At 45.5% G+C, this 18406-nt stretch carries 12 protein-coding genes; 1 reads left to right on the top strand and 11 read right to left on the bottom strand.

The genetic code is table 11. From position 1 onward, the window contains the following. Positions 1-25: 25 nt before the first annotated feature. The 3 genes from K7A41_RS20530 to K7A41_RS20520 all read right to left on the bottom strand — a co-directional run bounded on the left by K7A41_RS20530 (position 26) and on the right by K7A41_RS20520 (position 2353). Positions 26-331: a hypothetical protein gene (locus K7A41_RS20530; protein WP_265715260.1), complete on the bottom strand. Its 306-nt coding sequence runs from the start codon at positions 329-331 to the stop codon at positions 26-28. 99 nt (positions 332-430) lie between these two features. Next, on the bottom strand, positions 431-1531 hold the full coding sequence (locus K7A41_RS20525; RefSeq protein ID WP_265715259.1) for a hypothetical protein: 1101 nt from the start codon (positions 1529-1531) through the stop codon (positions 431-433). 9 nt (positions 1532-1540) lie between these two features. Continuing rightward, the gene (locus tag K7A41_RS20520; RefSeq protein ID WP_265715258.1) at positions 1541-2353 is read right to left on the bottom strand and encodes a hypothetical protein; all 813 of its coding nucleotides are present in this window, start codon (positions 2351-2353) and stop codon (positions 1541-1543) included. Between the two features lie 1611 nt (positions 2354-3964). Between K7A41_RS20520 and K7A41_RS20515 the strand changes: the two genes are divergently transcribed. Beyond that, on the top strand, positions 3965-4438 hold the full coding sequence (locus K7A41_RS20515; protein ID WP_265715257.1) for a helix-turn-helix domain-containing protein: 474 nt from the start codon (positions 3965-3967) through the stop codon (positions 4436-4438). Positions 4439-4595: 157 nt separating this feature from the next. Here the strand turns inward: K7A41_RS20515 and K7A41_RS20510 are convergent, their stop codons facing one another. From K7A41_RS20510 to K7A41_RS20475, 8 genes are all read right to left on the bottom strand, one after another. After that, positions 4596-7655 (bottom strand): beta-L-arabinofuranosidase domain-containing protein, encoded by a 3060-nt coding sequence (locus K7A41_RS20510; RefSeq protein WP_265715256.1) that lies wholly within the window; start codon positions 7653-7655, stop codon positions 4596-4598. A 66-nt stretch (positions 7656-7721) separates the two neighbouring features. Further along, entirely contained in the window at positions 7722-9968 is a 2247-nt protein-coding gene (locus K7A41_RS20505; RefSeq protein ID WP_265715255.1) for a S9 family peptidase, read from the bottom strand. Between the two features lie 36 nt (positions 9969-10004). Then, complete coding sequence (locus K7A41_RS20500; RefSeq protein WP_265715254.1) at positions 10005-11444, bottom strand: APC family permease; 1440 nt, start codon at positions 11442-11444, stop codon at positions 10005-10007. 12 nt (positions 11445-11456) lie between these two features. Further along, positions 11457-13139 (bottom strand): DUF885 family protein, encoded by a 1683-nt coding sequence (locus K7A41_RS20495; RefSeq protein WP_265715253.1) that lies wholly within the window; start codon positions 13137-13139, stop codon positions 11457-11459. A gap of 108 nt (positions 13140-13247) precedes the next feature. After that, positions 13248-14507, bottom strand: coding sequence for an NAD(P)/FAD-dependent oxidoreductase (locus K7A41_RS20490; RefSeq protein WP_265715252.1), 1260 nt, complete (start codon positions 14505-14507; stop codon positions 13248-13250). 24 nt (positions 14508-14531) lie between these two features. Beyond that, positions 14532-15530 carry a 4-hydroxyproline epimerase gene (locus K7A41_RS20485; RefSeq protein ID WP_265715251.1) on the bottom strand — a complete coding sequence of 333 codons (999 nt, stop codon included), beginning with the start codon at positions 15528-15530 and terminating at the stop codon, positions 14532-14534. Between the two features lie 22 nt (positions 15531-15552). Then, on the bottom strand, positions 15553-17046 hold the full coding sequence (locus K7A41_RS20480; RefSeq protein ID WP_265715250.1) for an aldehyde dehydrogenase (NADP(+)): 1494 nt from the start codon (positions 17044-17046) through the stop codon (positions 15553-15555). 92 nt (positions 17047-17138) lie between these two features. Continuing rightward, entirely contained in the window at positions 17139-18041 is a 903-nt protein-coding gene (locus K7A41_RS20475; RefSeq protein ID WP_265715249.1) for a dihydrodipicolinate synthase family protein, read from the bottom strand. Positions 18042-18406 lie beyond the last annotated feature (365 nt).

The following is an 18406-nucleotide window of genomic DNA, read 5'->3' as shown; positions in this document are numbered from 1 at the left end:
ACCAACAAAAAAAGGTAGGCCTAGCCTACCCTTTTGTCAACGAGTGATGATACTTTAAGGTATGATTGAGCGAATGAGCAGTCTGTCGGGCATCGTCCTTATAGGACGATAGATCCTGACAATCACGGATATCTGCCACATCCACTTTCTTTCTTACTTTGCTGATGACCTGATTTAACTCGGCTTTCCAGTTACCGGGATCACCAAAATCGTCCATCCAATTTTTGTTGATAAACTTTTTGTAGTTCAAAAGCAAAATATACAATTCCTCACCACTTCCGGCGCAATTGATTGACGTACGCCAGTTCTCTAATTTTTCTTTAAAACTCATAACCAGCAATATACAAAAAATATATTACAATACCAAATAATCGAGCTGTACTGGGACATTTCAAGCCTATAATCTATGTCTGGAACACCTAAACGAAGCTTATTCGACGATAATGTGAACACCGACCATTTTGGCTTTATATTTAATTTTTTCAATTAACCCATAGTAGCTCCAGTTGCGCAACAAGAATTGATCTTCTTTTGCCATTTCTTCCTTACTGGATTGATTAACCAGTAAGAGGGTACCCGCTTGAGCTTTGACACATAGCTCAATTAATTTTCGACTATACAAATGAAGTTTTGTATCTACATAGTTTTTCTCCTTTTTGTTATAGTGTTCTAAACTTTTCATCTTCCGTTTTCTACCTCTCCCGCCCTTATTAAAGGCAGCCGCTTTTTGCAGTCGGTGTCTTGCGGCCTGAATGGCCATACGACGATAGGTAAACTCTTCCTTATTTCCAATCTGAAAAGAATCTTTACCGATGACCACGGAGATAGGATGTTCGATAGATAGTGAAGCCTCAGCGATAATATTATCTTTTAGTTCCTGAATTTTCTTGGGAAGCTCGAGCGCCAGAAGCAAAAAAATTTTGCCTTTGACGATCTTGATCGCGCTGCTACAGACCTTGATCTGTCCGACCAGTGCACGCTGGAGCAACACTTTTTTGTCTGACCGATCCTTACCCAGGTAGGTGCGAAACGGTATTTTGAATAATGTGAATCTAAAATCTCGATTATTCTCATCTTTAGTAAAATTAAGCTGTTTGCCGGGAAAGGGAATCGGCATATCCTTTTTATAATTACGAAGTGACTTTTCTCCCTTCCAGTACGCGAGCCGATCGGCCTGAAAATACTTGATCAAGGCCGTGTTTACCTGCGATAAGATTTCTGTTGGGATCCGCCCTTTAAAATAGCTGGACAATACCTTATAGGTACTGTTCATGCGGGAGGTCGTCAATATGCCTTCCGGATCTTTTGCCTGATCGGTTAGTTTTATTTTGGCATCATCATGCAGATAGATCAGATCTTTTAGATTCTCCTGAATATATTGATGCGTGATGACCATATTGGCACCACGGAAGACGATATCCTGCCATTCGAAGAGCTGCTTAAAATATGCTGATCTTTTTTCTTTATCATCGCAATCCACAAATACCTGTATCTTGCGGGTCAATACCATGGTTTCGCTAGCCATATTCATATCATTTGTTTATGCTATTTTCTTTGCTGATTTAATCTTAGCGTGTGCATTGATAAATAAGGTCCGTACCTGCCCTCCATCCAGCTTAAGCGCTTCGGAAATTTTGTCAAAGGAATATTGCAGTTCATAGCGCATACGGAAGACCTCCGCTTCTTCTTCAGTCATTTCGCAGTTCAACTTAAATTCCACAGGCTTGGCGATAAGGTTCATTTTTTCCTCGCTATTCACAATGGAACGCAGGAAATCAATTGTTTTCTCTACCCTTAAACTCACTTCATAGTCTGAAATTCCTCCTATGTAATACGCTATGCGTTCGTAGTTAAAACTATATTTGAGACAAAGGCGGATAAAAAGCTGCTGATCCGTGTGGAGGTTGGGCAGGATGGCATGCAGTTGTTCTAATTTTTTTTTCTTTTCCAGCTCCAACTGTTCGATATAGACAAGGTCTTCCTCCTGCTCTTCCTCCGGTTCATAACTCAGCATAAATTCCTGATAATCCTCGATGCCGTCCAGGCGGAGCAGGCTACGATGAAACCTATTGCGTGATTTTTGGTAAAACGCATGGATGGCAAATTTCACCTGCGATTTTAAGAAGTCGAGCACCTCGGCTTCGGAGTGTATGTTTTCTCGAAACAGCCAGAGCCGCAGGAATGCCTCCTGCGCTATGCTTTCTCCCGCGCAGTCATCATCCGTGGCACGCTGCGCGCGGAAAAAGAAGTAGTCGTAGAACTTTTGATAAAAGAACTTCAGCCCTTTTTCGTTACCCTGACGAAGGCTATTAATTGCGTTTTTAATGTCTTTGTTTAGTCGAATTACGTTCATAATCAGTTATAAGGTTAGCAATACATCACTCACTTATGACCGCTCCAGCGCGTTTGTTGGATTTTTTTGCACCAGAGCCTGGCTAAGTATACTGGTTATGTTCTTATAAAACGTATTGGTATTGAATGGAAGACCAGCTACTGCCCTTGGACCTAATGGTTATCAGCAGTGGCCTACTTGGACACCAAACTGAACAATTATAGTTCTCCCGAAATCGCTATTAAGTTAGTTGCATATCCCCAAATTTTGGGATCATCTACAAGAAGATTTTTGACAGTCCAGTACAATATACGGTTGTGTATACCCTACATTTTGTGATTACCAACAGGTGTCCAGGTAAATCGCTAGGAGTTCGACCAGTTGTGTATACCCTACATTTTGTGATTACCAACAGGTGTTGTTTAAAGAATTAAATGCTAATTTGTTGTGTATACCCACATTTTGTGATTACTAACAGGTGATCTAATTTTTTTCTAAAACAAAGATACGTTTTGTCTACCCGACAATACTGATTACCAAAAGGATACAACCTATCAATACCCGATCATCAACAACGACGATAGGTCGAAGGTACAACGCCACACAAGCATCTCAATTTCTTTATTTTATAAAGGGTATTTAGTGAGTCGTCTTTACGCTCACCCTACGGCATCACAAGATGCCTCAGTATATCATTTTTGAAAATTCTCTCACTTCTTTTCAAAACGCTGGATCGATAGAAAACATACCTATTTTACCACTAGTTTTATGATTACCGAAGAGCTGCGCCTTAAGACAGCTTAAGGTGGTACCGTTATGTATACCCTATATTTTGTGATCATCTACAGCCAAAGGACTCTTCATTTGTGTAGCAGACAGGTTGTGTATACCCTACATTTTGCGATTACCAACAGGCCTACAGAGCAATCGCGGCGATGGACTTTCGTTGTGTATACCCTATATTTTGTGATCATCTACAGCATAAAGGAATTTAGAAAAGCTATAGACTCGTTGTATATACCCTACATCTTGGGACCATCAACAGGGTCACACCTCCTAAAAAACTGATCATCAACAACGACGATAGGTCGAAGGTACAACGCCACACAAGCATCTGAATTTCTTTATTTTATAAAGGGTATTTAGTGAGTCGCCTTTTACGCTCACCCTACGGCATCACAAGATACCTCCATATAGTATTCAATACCAATAAGTCAAAGAACGTTTATATCAGCCAAAAAAATCACTTCTTTTTTGCGCAAATAAATCCTAGCTCCGCCAAGGAGTCAGTTACTCATTCCAACGAATTATTTATTTAAAATCCTGTGCTTTGAATGGTAAATACAAGGCTATAATAGTTGTCACTAACACAGGATGCGAGATACAGGTCTATAAAATTTATCCAATTTTATTCTGGCGACCTGACAATATTTTTAATACGTAATTTTCTCATTTAATAAATTTTGCTTCCGATACAACGCCAAAGATGCAAGTAATTCAATGTCGCTACAGCGGCTCATATTTAGTTATCGGCTATCTTTGAAACAAAGATAAAAAACTAAAATTATTTGCACAAATAAAAACACAAATATTTTTATTCATTATATACGCAAATAAATTCTCCTTTTGTATATGGCAGAGATCAATGAACAAATACTTAAGGAAATAGGTGAGCAGTTGCGCAAACAACGGGAGAAATTATACTATTCGCTGAAAGATATTGCTAATATGACAGGATTAACGACCAATACTATAGCTGCTATTGAGCGTGGTAAGGGGGCTTCGCTCAACAATTTTATTCTCATCTGCCGAGCATTGCAAATACAACCGCAGGCCGTATTCAACAATCCCATACCGCTGACCCCACCCTTTAGTATACCGCCTGAATCCAAACGACGAATTGCGCTGACCAAAGAACTGGACGAACTGGTTTACCATTCCGATTTTTTTGAAACGCCAAGGCGTGTTTCGGATGTGATCCAGCACATGGAAGCAGATAAGGATCAAAGTAATCGCTTCTCTGTTTACCTCGGCAGTTATTGCCAAGAAGGAACGCTTGAATATGAAAAACTTGGTAATTACAAGGTATATCGAAAGAAAAAATAGCTTTTGAAATGCTGCCCGCGGCAATCATCGGTGGGAACACACAACAAAGGACAACACTTCGAGATGTTGTCCTTTGTTGTGTGTATTCTTGTGAATAATAAAGCCCATCACACTGCGGCTAATGCGCAGAAATAGGGTGGCAACACAAATAGCGATGCTATTTTAAGGTGACGTCCAGATAGACCGAATGCCGTCCATAGGTGTCATAAAAGGGCTTAAAATGGACACCGTCGATCGTAAAGTTCAGCTCCTTAGGGTTTCCTTGAATAGTTTTGCCAAGATCTTCCGCATCTAGAGTGACTTTCCGCCAGTCTTTCCTTGCAGTCGGTTCCTGAGCCGCCAACAATATGGGTCCATAAAACAAGCTTGCAATATTTTGCTGATCCATTACAGGGTCCAGACGAAACTGAAAAGGCATGTGTACGACGATTTCATCACCATCTTTCCAAGTGCGGCTCAATTTGAGGTATGTACCTGGCTGAGCCTTCACATTTTCGGCTTTGCCATTGATCTTGACATCAAACCCCTTGGTCGCCCAGCCCGGTACGCGAACAAAGATGTCAAAATGTCCGTGCCCGTTTATTTTAAGTTTGCTGTGGTCGTCTTTTGGAAAGCTCGTCATCTGCTCAATGGTGACGTTACGCGACGTCCAGTTTAAGGTTGATGGGATGAACAAATTGACATAAAGTGCCTTATCATCTTTGCTCCTGTAATAGATGGCAGTCTGAAGTTTCGTACTGCTCTCTATGGCCGTACCATTACAGCAGGTAAAACCCGTCATATCCGCATTGCCAAACTGTTTGACTGAGCCGGGCCGTAGAGGTACGTGATAGGTATTCGCAGGCGTATTCTCGGCTACCGACGCCAGAATATGGTTATACAGCCCGCGCTCATAGTAATCCATATACGCTGCTCGCTGGTCAAAAAGAAACAGATTACCAGTCAATTTCAACATATTATAAGTGGCACAGGTCTCGTTTTGCCCCCCCGCCGCAAAACCGTTTTCATACAGGGTAGCAGGTTCGGCAGTAAACACTTCAGCATTGGCCGGATTGCGGGCTCCCGCCACGCCGCCGATACTATACATATAATCATTGACTGCTTTGTACCAGAAATTGTCCGCCACCTTATAATATTCGGGCATGTTGGATACATCGTACATCACGATACTGCCCACAATCTGAGGTATATGCTGATTGGCATGCAATCCACGGAATGTATCCACATTCTTCGCCAGCCCGTGTGTATGCTGTGCATCGCCAAAAAACACATCAATGTTATCAAACATCTGTGCGGTCTTCAGGTATTTGTCCTGCTTCGTGATACGATATAGATGTGCCATAGTTTCGTTCATACCGCCAAACTCACCTGCAATATAGGTGCTCCACATATTGATCAGCGTGTCCTTGGGAAGCCGGCTCAAGCGGACATGCACCCAGTCTGCCATACCTTCGGCAATTTCCAGTGCTTTTTTGTTGCCACTCACTTCGTATACATCCACTAGGCCTGCCAAAATCTTGTGTAAGGTATAGTAGGGTGCCCAGATCTGATTTGCCTGTCCGCCATATTTAGCCCCTCTTTCGAGCATAATAAACTGATCAGGAGGATAAGCACTGATGAAACCTTTCCCCCAATTCCAATAATCTGTCCGAATCCCCTGCTCGCTCAGGTCCGAATCATACTCCTGCTTACCGGGCCCTGTTGGTACTTTGGCTGGATCTGAAACGGCAGCAGCCCCGGGTGTTTTAGGTTTGCCGGACAACTGGGAAAGCTCGTACAGTGTATTGACCATATAGGTCATTTTATCCGCAAAATTCTGCTGGAGCTCCTTATCATAGGCCGTGCCGGCATAAGCCTGGGCGATAGCAGTGAGGTAATGTCCTGTAGCATGCCCGCGGAGCTTGGTATCCTGGCTATCCCACACACCTAAGGGTTTAGTTCCCGCAGGCTGGGCTATACCAAACGCATTGCGGAACATGTAAAGAAAAGAGTTCGGATCGGTTGTTGACAAGGTCCGGATAAACTTATCTCTATTTTCTATAAATTTCGTTTTTTGATTTTGTTCATCCGTTTCCAAAGAGACCTGACTTAAGTCAAAGGGTTCAAGCTTAGCACTTGGTGCTGTCGATTTCTTCGCTCCTCTTACGGTAACAATCGCCTTGGCTTGGAGATCTGTGCCGGGTATACGACCCATTACCGTGTAGCGTCCAGCGTCCAATACCGTGCTATTATCGTTTGGCGAAGGCCATAACACACGTACTTTTGGTCCCTTCATTCCATCTTTATAGGTGCCGTTTACGAAACTTGGCAGCCTCGGCAGCTCACCAATACGAGTCTCGACCTCCACATCTGAAACTGAAAGTAAATAGGCATTGTAAAGCTGTGATTGTGTCAACGGAAAGCTCGGAAGGTCTCCCTCTGTATCCCGTACGTTTACCGCCGTCCGGTTACCCCGCTGGGCACTCTGAAAAATGCCGGCGACCTGATTCTCAGTAAGGGGGACCCTATATATACGAAAGTCGCGTACCATGGCATCCAAATTGGGGTCTCCAGTAAGAAGGGACTTTCCAATATATAGCTGCTTTGTCCCGCCAGAAGATGTGCCAAATACATCTATTAGCTCTTTAGGTATATCGTTGCTTTTTCCTACGGGCTTGCCGTCGAGATATGTGGTCAACGATTGTGAAGGGATATCGACTACAATGGTCAGGTATACCCACTTGTTCAGGTCGATCGCAGCTGAGACGGCAGCTTTTGTATTTGCCCGGCCGGCCGTGATCAGCGCATGATAACCCTTTTGCCCAGTTACTCCTATCGGAGCAACCGAAAAGTGTCTGTCGGCGTCCTTCCCAAAATCAAAAAAACGCTGATTGATTTTATTTGATCGTAAGAAAATCCACCCGGATATACTCACAGATTCCATATCGGTCAGCGCATCTCCGGGAATGATCACATAATCATTGTGCTCTCCAGAAAGCGACAGAACCTTCCCGAACCGGCTGTCGTTGACGAACTTCGGTAGAGAACCATGTCTGGCGTGCAGATTATTTCTCGACCAATCTTTTAAGTCTCCTTTAAACAGATACCGTGCAACCATTTCTGTTTCGCCGATGCCGTCCAAAATCTGGTCCCCGCTCTGGGCGTGGCCAAAAGATAATGCTCCGCACAGGTAACATATCGGAACGATAGCGCGTAGAAGCAATTTGTATATCTTCATATCGTTATAAAAATTTGTACACATATATAAAAATTCGAAAGCACGTTATCAAGACGCTTAACTGTCCTAATAAAGATTCCAGGCCGGCGGGTTGACACCGAGTAGATGCTTGACAAAAAAATCTCTTCGTTTTTTCTCTCCAAAATCGCCGCCAGACGAATGCCCCATGCCGGGTACCATGATAAACTCATGATCTTTACCGTGCTTGATCAATTGATTGACCAATTGATAAGTTGAAGCTGGATCCACGTTGTCATCAAGTTCGCCCACAATCAACATCAGCTTACCCTCCAGTCGGTATGCGTTTTCGGTATTTGAACACGCAGCATATTCCGGTCCTATCGGCCAGCCCATCCATTGTTCATTCCACCAGATCTTATCCATCCGGTTGTCATGACATCCGCAGGAGGATACCGCAACTTTGTAAAACTCAGGATGGAAGAGCAGTGCCGCCGTCGATGACTGTCCCCCGGCCGATGTGCCATAAATGCCTACCTGTTGTATATCCATATAGGGATATCTGGAAGCTGCAGCCTTTATCCAGGCAATGCGGTCCGGAAAGCCGGCATCCTTTAAATTTTTCCAGGCCACATCATGAAAAGCCTTGGATCTGTTGGAAGTTCCCATTCCATCGATCTGCACGACAACAAAGCCCAATTCAGCCAGCTCGTACATTCCCGAAGGGTTTGCAGAAAAACTTTTGGGAACAAATGAACTGTGGGGCCCGGCATAAATGTATTCGATCACCGGATACTTTTTATTTGGATCAAAGTTTCGGGGCCGGACAATAATACCCCAGATATCGGTTTTACCATCCCTCCCCACGGCCGAAAAGACTTCAGGGGCTTTCCAGCCTGTGCTTTCCAATTCACTAATATCGGTCCTTTCCAATTCCATGAGAATCCGGCCGTCAGCAGCATCACGCAGAACTGACGTAGGCGCTTGGTTTACCGTCGAATACACATCGACAAACAGGCTGTAATCCCCGTTGAAGGTGGCTTGATGGTTTGCCAGCTCGGGCGTTAGCTCTTTAAGACCATTCCCGTCCAGACCGATGGAGTAATAACGGATCAGATAGGGATCTTCACCTTCTTTCATACCGCTCGCTTCAAAAATTATCTTTCTTTTTGCTTCATCCACATGCACCACTTTGCGTACTACCCAGTGTCCTTTGGTGATCTGTTTTTTCAATTTGCCGGTTGTTCTGTCGAAAAGGTAAAGATGGTTCCATCCATCGCGTTCGGAGGCCCAGATGATCTCTTTTGTCTCCTGTAAATCATGTCTGTACTTCTTGCTGCTATAATCAATAAAGGTGGGGCTGGTCTCCGAAATCACCACGCTGGTCTTGCCATCCACTGCACTGAGCGCCATAATATCATAACGCTGGTGTCCACGCTGATTATACTCGAAGGTGATACTATTGTTGTCTGGACGCCATGCCAATTCGGATAAAGTAAACTGGTTGGCGACCCTCATCGGATCCACAGGAAATATTTTACCATCTTCCACCCGGATGATCGCTGGATAATATTGCGGCAAAGCATCACCGGGCTTAACATAGTCCCGTTTCTGCAATTTTGGCTGCAGCTGATCGACTGGAGACGATTCCAGAAGAGTTAACTGCCTTACCTCTGCTTTGCGCACTTTTGAAACGGCAATTTTCTTGGAGTCTGCAGACCATTGGATACGGGCCATGTAATACTCGCCCGGACTGCCGTCAAAAGTAAGCTGCTTCTCTGTCTTTGCGTCCCCTTTTCTACTTACGTAAACATTGCTGTTCTTGATGTAAGCAGTATATACCTTATCGGGAGAATCCACCGCCTCCCCTTTGCTGTCATCACGGCGCATGCCCCAGTAAGAGCCACCTCTACGATCAAAATCATTTTCTTTGGCCTTCCCCGTCCGAGTCAGTTTTTGTGCAGATGCATTCCACGTCCAGCTTATGCCCTGCTCCACAAATTCGATTTCATTTGCGTTCAGCACCTTTGTCCCTCTGCCCCAATATCCGCTTAGTTTGACTGCGGAGCCGAGTTCGGCAGTCAGTTGTTTCTCAATCTCGCCAACGTCGGTAGTCTGCTTTTTCTGCGAAACCACGTCGACGATATGCAACATGGACCGTCCACCTTTAGCCGTGGTACGGTAGCTAAAACTCTGCCCTTTCTCAGACCAAAGAATCTGCTGGGGTATGCCGTAAATCTTGGCGAACGTTTCCCGTATTTCTTTAGCCCGTTTATAATCCTCCAAAGTCCCCTGAGCCATGATAGCCAATTGGCAGAGCATAAACGATAACACTGCGATTACTTTCAGTTTCATAGTTATTTCTTAGTCGTTCCTGTATGGTTGTTTACTTTAATATTCATTGGAATGGGTTAAATGACTGCTGCGCCTCACTACATAATATAATGGAATTCCCAGCAGGGTAATAATAATCCCCGGCCAGGTAAATTGAGGCTTATAGATCACAAGCAGGACAATAAAAGACAGGCCCATTAGAATGTATAGCGCGGGAATCAGCGGATAACCGAAAGCTTTATAGGGTCTTGGAATGTCTGGTCGCTTTCGGCGAAGCAGAAAAACACCTATTATGCACAGCATATAAAAGATAACGACGACACAAGTGATCATATCCAGCAGATCGCCGTACTTTCCTGTCAGGCACCAAATCGTAGCAACGGCCCCCTGTAGCCACAGTGCATACGCTGGCACCGCCTTATGATTTAATTGCCCCGTTTTTTTAAAAAACAGACCATCGTTGGCCATGGAATAGTAGACACGAGCCCCTGCCAAAATTAGCCCATTGTTGCATCCGAACGTACTGATCATGATCATCACTGCCAGAATACCGATACCTAAAGGACCGAATATCTGCTGTGCCACGACCATGGCTACCCGATCTTTTGGAGCGCTTGCCATGTGTTCCATGGTCAATACTCCTGTGTACATCAAGTTGGTTAAAATATAGATGGCTGTCACGATCACTGTCCCCAGCGCCAGACTTAACCCGATGTTGCGCTGCGGATTTTTTATTTCGCCAGCCACAGCAGACGAAGAATGCCAGGAATCACTGCTGAACAGCGCCCCAACCAATGCGGCAGACATCGCTGCAAAGGTCCCAAAAAGCGAGTAACCGGCTGTTGAGCCGTCGGCATTCAACCGATGTAAATCCCAGCGGATAGCTGCCGACCAGTTCTGATTCCATACATCGGAATCGAAAGCAGCAAACCCGAATAGCACCAGCAGAATTAAGCTCAGTATTTTTATCAGGGTAAGGATGGTCTGTAAAGTTTTACCATTTTGCACACCTCTTGTGTTGATCAATGTGAGCAATAAGATAACGCCTATAGCCAATACCTGAGCCGTGGAGACATGATAGCTGCCTATCTCCAGCAGATACACATCTTCATCCAGCACCGGAAATAGGTAGGCAGTGAACTTTGAAAACGCTACCCCCACAGCTGCAATCGTCGCGGTCTGGATAACCGCGAAAAATGTCCATCCAAACGTGAAACTCACCACTGGTCCGTAAGCCTCCTTCAGATAGACATATTGCCCGCCAGCCTTGGGAAACATCGCACTCAGTTCGCCATAACTCAGCGCAGCAGCCAAAGTCATAAAACCACAGATCAGCCAAACGGCCATCAGCCAGCCTGCTGAGCCCGTATTGCGGGCGATATCTGATGATACAATGAAAATCCCCGATCCGATCATGCTTCCAGCCACGAGCATCGTTGCATCCAACAGTCCCAGCGATTTTTTAAATTCCTGATTCTCCTTTTTTGTGCTCATCATTATGATCAATGGTTAATCAAACGTGTAAAACTTCCATACGGCCTGATGCTGAGGATTGAGATCTTGCTCAGTCAGTATCGCCCGCAACATTTCCATCGGCATGTAATTTTCTTTGATTACGCGCTCGTGAAATTGTTTGTAGGACATCTTGCCTCCGCCTACCAATTCGTCGCTGAGCCGCAGCAGCTGTAGCCCTCCTATCATATAAGCCAACTGATATAAGGGATCATAAGATCCTTCAAAAGATCGTTTGACCTCACCGTGCGCATTTGCAGGTTCGTGCCCCACCTGGTTCACGAGATAATCAATACATTGCTGGGGCGTCCATTCACCGAGATGAAATTTGATACTGAATGTAATACGTGCACAGCGGTGCATCCGCCAAAACAGGACACCAATACGCTCCTCAGGCGTTTGGGCAAATCCAAGTCTGTACAACAGCAATTCCCAGTACAAGGTCCACCCCTCTGTCCAAAACGGTGTATTGAAGTTCTGCTCCCGGTAGGGTTTATATCTTTTATTCATAAAATACTGCAGATGATGGCCGGGATTAAGTTCATGCTGCACTGTCCCCAAGGAGAAATAAGGATTATTTCCCCGCATGCTCATCATCTTTTGATCGTAGCTCATCGTATTGGTCGGATATGAAATGCTGATCTCACGGCCTCCTGTAAAAAATGGGTTCACCAGTTGCCGCTCCGGAGTCATCATGATCATTCCCCAAGTCTCATCCGCCAGATCCGGAATATCCATCAGCTGATGTTTCTTGATAAATTGTTGAGCTCTGTCGTACAGCGCATTGATCAGATCAGGCTGCTTACCCACCGGCACATAAGCGTTTTTGACTTTTTCCTGCGCTGCTTTCCAGTCATCGCCATACCCCATTTCCCGGGATGCCTTTAATAGCTCCGCCACACACCATTTCCACTCTTTATCCGCAATCTTCAACAAATCGTCCGCATCATAGGCAATCATTTCATCTTTCAGCTTTTTATTGAGCGCGATCTTCCCGATCGGTCTCCCGCCGATATTGCTGCCGTCGTCATACACCTTCCAGTTACTTTTGGCGTTGAGGGCCTCTTGGTAGCTAGCCAAGGCTTCATGAAGTCCTTCATAAGATTTGGGAACCCACCAGGTAAACATTGGATCATAGCCATTATAGAAATCAAATGAGCTCTGCAAACGGCTTTGCAGGGACTCGATCATACCGGTCAGGTAACGTACATCATCCGCATCAATCGCCGGCTTCTGTGACAGCTTTTGGCTCTCCTGCTGTACGGATCCACGGACCTGCTCAAACATTGCGGCGATCGCTCTCCCCTCAACAGAAGTACCGCGCCTGCGCTTTTGTTCGAACCCGAAAATGCTGTCCGCAAAAGGGAGGTAAGATTTGAGTTTCTTGTAGCGCTCCATCTCCTCTTTTAGTTCTTCCTGATGACGAAGAATCTTCCGGTTTAAGAGGATATAGTCCACCTGCCCATTGGTATTTAACCGTTTATAATCAAATGCTTTTAATCTGGCCAGATAAGCATTGTCGAGACGGATTAATCGTTCCATCTGCTCGGGAGAGGGACTCACAGACTGAGATCGCCAGCTCTTTGGCATCGGGCCATAAAAGTAGTTCACTGCCTCCAGGTCATTCTGATACTCTATGATAAGGGGTTCCACCGGAGTGGTGTGCTGATATAAATCCATATGTTGCGCATTAACTGTAGCCGGCAATACCATACAAAGTATGATCATACCTATACATGGCTTTCGTTTAAGGTCGGGTTTTATCATCATTTAAGTTTATGTCAAGCGTTATTGAAATCTGTCAGGGCTAAAAGCAGATACATCTGTTTCGGTAGTCCGCCCCGAAAGTATGGCTGCCACTGCTTTACCGAAAGCAGGGCCCAAACTCAGGCCCATCATGCCACCGCCGCCGGCAATACTGACATTACTGTATCTGGATGCACGCCCCAAATAAGGCAATCCATCGGGGGAGCAGGGCCTATAGCCATACCAGATATCTTGCGGGTAATTCACCTTCAGATCGGGAAAGTACTTTGGAATAGCTTCGACAATCCCCTTCACCCGATTTGGGTAGATCTTATTATTGGCTGGCCCAAGCTCCATGGTTCCGCTAAAACGGATCTGGTTATTCATCGGCGTCACTGCCACCCGGGCCTCTAGCAATAATGCGGCATGTATCAGGGAAGTACCTTCCTCGGGACTATGCATAAATGAATATCCCTTACCGGGCATCAGTGGCAATTTTAAATTCAGCTTCGAAGCCAAGACCGGTAAGGCGGCTCCCCCAGCCAGAACAATTTCATCGGCTTCAAAATTGCCTTTGTCAGTGACGACGCTAAGCACCTTTTTGCTGGCAGTTCGGAATCCATTGACTTCCGTTTCGTAGTGGAATTTCACACCCTGTGCATGGAGATATTGGGTCAGTACCTTCATGAGTTTTGGTGGATACATGATTCCGTCGCATTTGTAGAGGATACCACCACGTGTGTCCATTCTGAGATGCGGTTCTAACGCCTGAATGCCAGCCGCATCATATATTTCGACCGCCAGCCCAAGCTTTTTCGCTTTCTCTGCCAGTTCAGCTTCTTCGTGTTCGACATGCTCTGATTTATAAAGCATCATAATTCCGTTTTGACGAAGTTCAAAATCAAACTGCTCATCCGCTTTCCACTGATCATACAACCTGCTGCTAGCCAGATTTAAATCCCGGATAGCTTCGGCATTCCGGCTGACATGCTGTTCATTGGCATGCTTCAGGAATTTCAGTCCCCAATCGATCAGTGACAGATTGAGTGTGGGGCGCACATAGAATGGGCTCTTGCTGTCCAACATCCACTTGATCCCCTGCGCGACAATACCCGGTGCCGCAAGCGGAGTAAAATGACTCGGCACGATCATTCCGGCATTGCCATAAGAACAATTGTCCAGACCGCTTCCCTTATCCAGAACAACAACTTCCCAGCCGTCCTTTACCAAATAATAGGCTGTGGACAGCCCCGCAATACCTGCTCCGATAATCGCTACCTTTCCTTTATGATGTGTTGACACTTTCTTACTATTTTAATGTGTAAATTACAGAACCTGAAACCCTTCTTTATAGGGATCCTCATCATCGATAATGATATGATTGTAGCCTGTTATTCTTGCCCAGCCTTCTACAGAAGGAATAATGGCAGCTTGGCCGTTCATATCGGTTTCCTCTTCTATACGGCCGACAAACTGCGACCCGATATAACTTTCATGGACAAATTCTTCTCCCCGCTTCAGTTTGCCTTTGGCATACCACTGGGCCATTCGGGCTGAAGTACCTGTCCCGCAAGGTGATCTGTCCAGCGCATTCTCGCCGACCAATACGGCATTTCGGCCCGCAGAATTCGCCTTGACCGGTTTACCGGTCCATTGGATATGGCTCAGTCCATAGATATTTTCATCTTCGGGATGCACAAACTCATACTTTTCATTCAGCAGGCGCCGGATTATTTTACCGTAATGGATCAGCTGGCTAGCTGAAAAATCGCTGATATCTTTAAAATTGTTTTGGGGATCGATAATCGCGTAAAAGTTTCCTCCATAGGCAACGTCGGCCACGATCTCACCGAGATCTGGGCATGTCACGGTAAGCCCTTCTTTGTATAGGAAAGATTTGACGTTTGTCAGCTTTACAGTCTTTACTTTTGCCCCCTCCTGCACATAATCGATCAGGATTAGCCCTGCAGGAGTTTCCAGACGGAGCTTGCCCGGTGTTTTGGGCTGAATAAGCCCCTCTTCTATGGCGATGGTCACAGTGCCTATCGTACCGTGACCGCACATGGGAAGGCAGCCACTGGTTTCGATATAAAGTACGCCCATATCGTTTCGCGGATCAACCGGTGGATATAGGATACTGCCGCTCATCATATCATGCCCTCGCGGTTCAAACATCAGGCCCTTACGGATCCAGTCGTACTCCTCCATAAAGTGGAGCCGACGTGCCATCATCGAATCGCCGTTGAGGAGAGGAGCGCCGCCAGCGACCAATCTTACCGGACAACCGCAGGTGTGCGAATCGATACAAAAAAATGTCTTCTTCATATAGGGTTAACTTGTTATTCTATTATTTGTGGCTCACTTTCTCAGCACTGGCCACCCCGTCAACTATCCGGTGGATAGCTAAGGGATTGCCATTTTTCAGCTCTGCGGGCAAAAACTCGTCGGGCCAGTTCTGAAAAGCCAATGGCCGTACAAAGCGCTTCACCGCATCCGGACCTACTGAGGTAAACCGTGGATCGGTAGAAGCAGGGAAAGGTCCTCCATGCTGCATGGCATACACCACTTCTACCCCCGTAGGCATTCCATTGAACAGCAGACGGCCAGCTTTATCTTTGACTACATCGATGACCGTCTGATGCTCCCGTACATCCTCGCTGGTACCTGCAACAGTGATGGTAAGCTGCCCTTTCAGCTGTTTGGCCACATCCAGCAACTGTGCGTAATTATCTGCTTCTATCAGCAGTCCGAACGGGCCAAAAACCTCCTCACTCAGCACATCATTTTTCAGAAAGCTGTCCGCTGAGGTTGCCATTATCCGCGGCCGGCCTTGTCCTTCTTGTGCAGCAGTCTGCGATTCCGCAATGAAAGCAACCGACGGCTGATTACTCAATAGGTTTTTATTTTTTTCAAAATGGCTATAGATTCCCTTATTTAACATCATTGCCGGAGCTATTCCACTGATTTCTTCTGCCAGCGTACGCTTAAAGCGTTCGAAAGCAGCTCCCTTTACCGCCACAAAGATCCCCGGGTTGGTGCAGAATTGTCCTACGCCCAAGGTTAGCGAAGCCGCATATTCTTTGGCCAGGGCCTCTGCACGTTGCTCAAGGATCTGTGAAAATGCAAAAACCGGATTAACACTTCCCATTTCTGCAAATACCGGAATAGGCTGCTCCCGTTGATTGGCAATATCAAAAAGTGCCTTCCCTCCCCAGTACGAGCCCGTGAAACCTACGGCTTTCACTAGCGGATGTGCTGTGAGGTAAGCGCCTATCTTTATATTTGTTCCTTCCACATGATCACCCAGAACATGGCTAAAAGTACCATGAGGCCACCCAAATTCGGATACCACATCCGTAATCGCACCTGCCATGATCGTGGAGGTCCGGCTATGGCCTGCATGCCCCTTCACAATGACAGGACAGCCCGCTCCTATGGCGCTTGCCGTATCGCCGCCAGCCGTAGAAAAAGCAAATGGAAAGTTACTGGCCCCAAATACCAATACGGGTCCGATACCCACATTATATTTTCTGATGTCACCCTTTCCCTTTTCGGCATCGGGCAGATCGATACGAGCTTCGGCATAGAGCCCTGAGGCCACAGCTCTCCCGTAACTGCGCCACTGATGCACCGTCCGCGCCTTTTCACCGGTGAGTCTTGGCAGAGGTAATGCCGTCTCCTGATGGGCTGTTTCCAGCAATTCGGCTCCCAGTGCCTCAATCTTATCGGCTACAGCAAACATAAAATCCGCACGTTGAGCGATGGTAGTAGACTTTAAAAATTGAAAGGCTTCGGCAGCTAACTGAGCATATCCATCTAAGGTAATCTTTGGTTGATCCATTTTATAAGTAATTTATCATTGTTACATGAATTGTAGGCGAATGGTATGTACCGGTCGCCTACTTTTAATTAAATTTTATAACGAGATACCATTTAATTTAATGTTGGGCGAGTGGCGATACCATCGGCAATAACCTTATTGATACGATCAGCTTCTTCACCCACCAGAGGCAAACGTGGAGCGCGCAAATGCGGCGTACCAATTCCCTCTGCTGTGGCGGCCAACTTGATATATTGAATCAGTTTCGGATGAATATCAAGTTCCAGCAAAGGCATAAACCAACGATAGATTCCCAGCGCTTTCTCAAATTCGCCATTCAACGTCAGGTTATACATTGCTACGGTTTCCCGAGGAAATGCGTCAACAAGACCAGCTACCCAGCCATCAGCACCTAAAACCAAGGACTCCAAGCAAATTGTGTCCACACCGCCCAGGATTTTAAAGCGGTCACCAAATCTATTCTTCATCCTTGTAATATTGGTTAAGTCCCGGGTAGATTCTTTGACCGCCTGAATTGTCGGACAATCCTGCAATTCTTCAAACATATCCAAAGAAACGAGTACTGGATAGTCAACAGGATTATTGTAGATCAAAATGGGTAGATCTGTCGCTTGCGCCACCGCCTTGAAGTAGGTGACTACTTCACGATCATCAGCTTTATACCGCATAGGAGGCAGGAGCATCAGCCCATCCGCCCCTAATTCCTTCGCTTTCCGTGCAAAGTTTACCGCGTTTTTAGTTGTATTCTCTGCGATATTGAGCACAACCGGAATACGACCGGCCACAAGCTGACGGGCAAAAGTCAGCAATTCAAATTTCTCCTCTGTATCCAGCACTGCAGCATCACCCAATGATCCAGCTATTATGATTCCATGCACCCCAGCCGCGATCTGAGCCTCTGTGTTCTTTGCAAACATGTCATAATCAATTTCCCCATTTTCTTTAAATGGTGTCAATACTGCAGGATATACCCCCGTCCATTTTAATTCAGCCATAGTCTTTTTTCTTATTTACTTAAAATTATGTTCAATTACTTCATCAAAGAAAATAACTAACCGGGAACATAACTAACCGAGTTTTGATCATTCCTTATTGAATATTGACATCTCGGTATTTATGCAGAACATTTATGAACGAGCAACTGCTATTAGAAAACAACATTTCAATTGTTTGTCACATCAGGGATAAGCTTGTTGCTTTGAACAAGGTCCTCAGGATAGCCGGAAACTGTATCTGCGGGTTGACTTTATCTTAAGTTTACGATAAGTGTTCTTTATACATTAAATTTATGTTTTGGAATACAGCCAACCAAATTTTCTTCAAAATATGCTAAAAAAGGAATAGTGTATGTTAAATTCCA

It is taken from the genome of Sphingobacterium sp. InxBP1 (assembly GCF_026191775.1).
GTDB classification, from domain to species: Bacteria; Bacteroidota; Bacteroidia; order Sphingobacteriales; family Sphingobacteriaceae; genus Sphingobacterium; species Sphingobacterium thalpophilum.
The sequence above is the reverse complement of the archived record's forward strand: the minus strand, read 5'-3'. Positions and strand labels throughout refer to the sequence as shown.

Bases quoted from the DNA above. Each gene is read 5' to 3' on its own strand.
- K7A41_RS20475 (WP_265715249.1), bottom strand. From the start codon at position 18,041: ATGGCTGAATTAAAATGGACGGGGGTATATCCTGCAGTATTGACACCA.
- K7A41_RS20520 (WP_265715258.1), bottom strand. From the start codon at position 2,353: ATGAACGTAATTCGACTAAACAAAGACATTAAAAACGCAATTAATAGC.
- K7A41_RS20530 (WP_265715260.1), bottom strand. From the start codon at position 331: ATGAGTTTTAAAGAAAAATTAGAGAACTGGCGTACGTCAATCAATTGC.
- K7A41_RS20505 (WP_265715255.1), bottom strand. From the start codon at position 9,968: ATGAAACTGAAAGTAATCGCAGTGTTATCGTTTATGCTCTGCCAATTG.
- K7A41_RS20510 (WP_265715256.1), bottom strand. From the start codon at position 7,655: ATGAAGATATACAAATTGCTTCTACGCGCTATCGTTCCGATATGTTAC.
- K7A41_RS20515 (WP_265715257.1), top strand. From the start codon at position 3,965: ATGGCAGAGATCAATGAACAAATACTTAAGGAAATAGGTGAGCAGTTG.
- K7A41_RS20480 (WP_265715250.1), bottom strand. From the start codon at position 17,046: ATGGATCAACCAAAGATTACCTTAGATGGATATGCTCAGTTAGCTGCC.
- K7A41_RS20500 (WP_265715254.1), bottom strand. From the start codon at position 11,444: ATGATGAGCACAAAAAAGGAGAATCAGGAATTTAAAAAATCGCTGGGA.
- K7A41_RS20485 (WP_265715251.1), bottom strand. From the start codon at position 15,530: ATGAAGAAGACATTTTTTTGTATCGATTCGCACACCTGCGGTTGTCCG.
- K7A41_RS20495 (WP_265715253.1), bottom strand. From the start codon at position 13,139: ATGGATTTATATCAGCACACCACTCCGGTGGAACCCCTTATCATAGAG.
- K7A41_RS20525 (WP_265715259.1), bottom strand. From the start codon at position 1,531: ATGAATATGGCTAGCGAAACCATGGTATTGACCCGCAAGATACAGGTA.